The organism is Rhodospirillaceae bacterium (genome assembly GCA_018660465.1).
Lineage (GTDB): Bacteria > Pseudomonadota > Alphaproteobacteria > Rhodospirillales > JABJKH01 > JABJKH01.
Genome location: JABJKH010000062.1, coordinates 1 through 3,530 on the forward strand (window position 1 = coordinate 1; position 3,530 = coordinate 3,530).

Below are 3,530 nucleotides of genomic sequence, written 5' to 3' on the forward strand. Positions count from 1 at the left end.
ATGTACGGTCGTCTGATCGTCGGAAAGGACGGAAATTTGGAGCAAATCGTAGAGGCACAGGATGCCACGCCGGAACAGTTACAGGTAGCGCTTTGTAATTCCGGTGTCATGGCTTTGGATGGCACAACTGCACTGAATTACCTGAGCCGGATTGGCAACGATAATGCCAAGGGCGAATACTATTTGACCGATATCATTTCCATATCTGGTGCTGAGCAACGATCTTGCCAAGTTGTCGAAGGCGAAACGACAGAACTTCTGGGGATTAATTCCCGAGCAGAACTGGCGGTCGCCGAAGCCGTTGTTCAGTCTCAACTGAGAGGGGGGGCCTTGGCAGGAGGGGCGACACTAACAGACCCAACAACGGTTTATTTTAGTTTCGACACTAAAATTGGCCAGGATGTCTCAATCGGCCCCAATGTCTTTTTCGGACCCGGAGTGACAGTCGAAGACCGGGTTGAAATTCGCGCCTTTTGCCACATAGAAGGGGCCACCATTTCATCTGGTGCCATCGTCGGACCCTTCGCCCGATTGCGGCCCGGCGCGGTCCTTGAAAACGACGTTCATGTGGGTAATTTTGTCGAGATCAAAAACGCTACTTTGGAAACAGGATCGAAAGCGAACCATCTGACCTATATTGGCGATGCAAGGGTCGGTTCGGGGGCCAATATTGGGGCCGGGACCATCACCTGCAACTACGACGGTTATTTTAAATCCCACACGGATATCGGGGCCGGCGCATTTATTGGATCAAACACGGCTTTGGTGGCACCGGTAAAGGTCGGTGATGGGGCGATGATTGGCGCTGGCAGTGTGATTGCGAAGGATGTTGCGGCCGATGCATTAGCGATTGAGCGGGCAACGCAGAAGGAAATACCCGACTTGGCGCGAAAATTTCGCCAACGTAAGCAGGCGGAAAAAGAAAAAGCTAAAAAATAAAACAATATAGTAGAAAAGAAGAATAATCTTATATGTGCGGCATCATCGGAATTATTGGTAAGAACGACGTGAGCCCTCTTTTGATCGAGGGGCTGAAGCGCTTGGAATACCGCGGATATGATTCCGCTGGAATTGCGACACTGACCAATGGTCGGATCGATCGTCGGCGGGCTGAAGGGAAGCTGGTAAATCTGGAGACTCGGCTTACCAGTGAACCTGCTGAAGGCACCATTGGCATCGGTCATACCCGCTGGGCGACCCATGGGGTCCCAAACGAAGCCAATGCCCACCCCCACGCCACTGACCATGTTGCCGTCGTCCACAATGGCATCATTGAAAATTTTCAGGACCTGCGGTCTCAATTGGAAGCCCAAGGTCACGTCATGGCTTCTGATACGGATACAGAGGTTGTGGTCCACCTGATCAGCCAATGCCTAGCAGATGGTATGACGCCTGTGGAAGCCGCTACGGCGGCGCTCAATCAACTTGAAGGGGCGTTTGCGCTGGGAATTATCTTTGCCGGCCATCATGACTTGATGATTGCGGCCAGACGCGGCAGCCCCCTGGCCATCGGTTTTGGGGAAGGCGAGATGTATCTCGGATCTGATGCATTGGCCCTGGCGCCGCTCACCCGACAAATCATGTATTTGGAAGACGGCGATTGGGCCGTTTTAAATGGGTCTGGTGCCACTGTTTTTGATGAAACGGGCGCAGAAGTCTCCCGTCCCGTTAATCCGACAGCATTTTCCGGCGAAGCCATTGGAAAAGGCGGCTATCAACACTTTATGCTCAAGGAAATTTATGAGCAGCCGCAGGTTATTGGCGATTGTCTCCATAGCTTCCTTAATCCCGCCACACGGACGGTCACCTTGCCGGAACTAGGTTTTAACCTGCAGGGCGTTCCCAAGGTGACCTTGATCGCCTGCGGCACGTCTTATTATGCGGCCATGGTTGCCAAGTATTGGATCGAAGGGCTGGCGCGTATTTCGGTTGAAGTCGATATCGCCTCTGAATTCCGTTATCGCCAAGCCGCCATGCCGGAAGGCGGTGTTGCCATCTTCATTTCACAATCTGGCGAAACGGCGGATACCTTAGCAGCGCTTCGCTATGCTCGCGCGCAGGGCCAACATATCGTCTCCATCGTCAATGTGCCTGAAAGCACTATTGCCCGTGAATCCGATGCTGTATTGCCAACCAATGCAGGGCCGGAGGTCGGTGTTGCCTCAACCAAAGCCTTCACCACTCAGCTGACGGTTCTGGCTTGTCTGGTAATTGCAACAGCCAAGGCCAATGGCGCGATAGATCATGAAACAGAAGCGCGGTTGACCGAAGCCCTGACGGAGGTACCCGCACGTGCGGCAGAGGTGTTGAACCATGACGAACGCTTACTAGAACTTGCCCATGAAGTCGCGGACCGCGGCGACGTTCTTTATTTGGGGCGTGGTACCAGCTACCCGATTGCGTTGGAGGGGGCCTTAAAGCTGAAGGAAATTTCTTACATTCACGCAGAAGGCTATGCGGCGGGTGAGATGAAGCACGGGCCGATTGCGTTGATCGACGAAGGTGTACCGGTCATTGTTCTGGCACCTTCCGACGATCTATTTGAAAAAACCGCTTCTAATATGCAAGAGGTTATTGCCCGTGATGGGCGGGTTATTTTTATCAGTGACGGCCCTGGCGCTGAAAAGCTCGGCAAGATGGCGGCGGCAACTATCGCGTTGCCGTCTGTAGACTCTTTCGTTGCACCAATTTTATATGCCATCCCGGTACAACTACTTGCCTATCATGTCGCCGTAATTAAAGGGACCGACGTGGATCAACCCCGAAACTTGGCGAAAAGCGTTACCGTGGAATAGTGTGGTTAGGGGGTAATAGAAATGTTCCCAACCACACAGAAACCTACCTCACATTTGATTTAACGGTTCGTGCCTCACACCTGTGGGTTGCTCCGTATATGGTGAGAGATAAGAAGATGGAACAGATTGCCCAACAGAGGAAACAGAGGGTTTCATTATCCAGTTGGTGATATGGGAGGGGTGTTTTTACCTCTCATATTTTGGTGCCTGAAAATGGGAGAAAACGGGGGTTTCGGGATGCTGCATCTGGTGGGGTTCAATACAGATGTAAAAACACCCGATAATGATTTGTGGGATAATTTCAAGTGAGGTCTAAACCTTAATGAGACGCCCGAACCCTAAAAAGAGGATAACCAATATAAAGGATGAGATGAGTTGTATGGAATTGCGTTAGGCGTAGCCCCATCTCTCTTGCTTTAGAGATGCTTTCGAATGCACTCATTCATCGTTTTAGCCGACCGCTTCTTTGTAGAGCTGTGACTGAAATTCAATAAAGGTACGCTGTATATCTTGATTGTTCCCTAGCTGCTGCTGTGCCGCGTGTATGCTTCCATACTTTGCTGTAAGCGCCGTACTTAGTTTTGAGACATCCAATTCATCAACGCCAACCTCAACATAATTACGCAACACATAGCTAACGAACTCGCGTTGCTCGGTATTTAGCAGCGTGTAGATATTGTCTCGGTTTGTTTCTACACGTGCCGCACGGCTGACTGTTTCTTTGGCGTATGCAAT

At 51.2% G+C, this 3,530-nt stretch carries 3 protein-coding genes; 2 read left to right on the forward strand and 1 reads right to left on the reverse strand.

What is annotated here, in order from left to right:
* A partial coding sequence (gene glmU, locus HOM51_09495) for a bifunctional UDP-N-acetylglucosamine diphosphorylase/glucosamine-1-phosphate N-acetyltransferase GlmU (protein ID MBT5034742.1) occupies window positions 1-939 on the forward strand: 939 nt, incomplete at its 5' end.
* Between the two features lie 32 nt (window positions 940-971).
* Window positions 972-2,795 carry a glutamine--fructose-6-phosphate transaminase (isomerizing) gene (glmS, locus tag HOM51_09500; protein MBT5034743.1) on the forward strand — a complete coding sequence of 608 codons (1,824 nt, stop codon included), beginning with the start codon at window positions 972-974 and terminating at the stop codon, window positions 2,793-2,795.
* A 450-nt stretch (window positions 2,796-3,245) separates the two neighbouring features.
* Here the strand turns inward: glmS and HOM51_09505 are convergent.
* The coding region (locus HOM51_09505) for a restriction endonuclease subunit R (GenBank protein MBT5034744.1) at window positions 3,246-3,530 on the reverse strand (285 nt) is incomplete at its 5' end.

Excerpts from the sequence above, each read along its gene's own strand:
- glmS (MBT5034743.1), top strand. The coding sequence starts at position 972 with ATGTGCGGCATCATCGGAATTATTGGTAAGAACGACGTGAGCCCTCTT.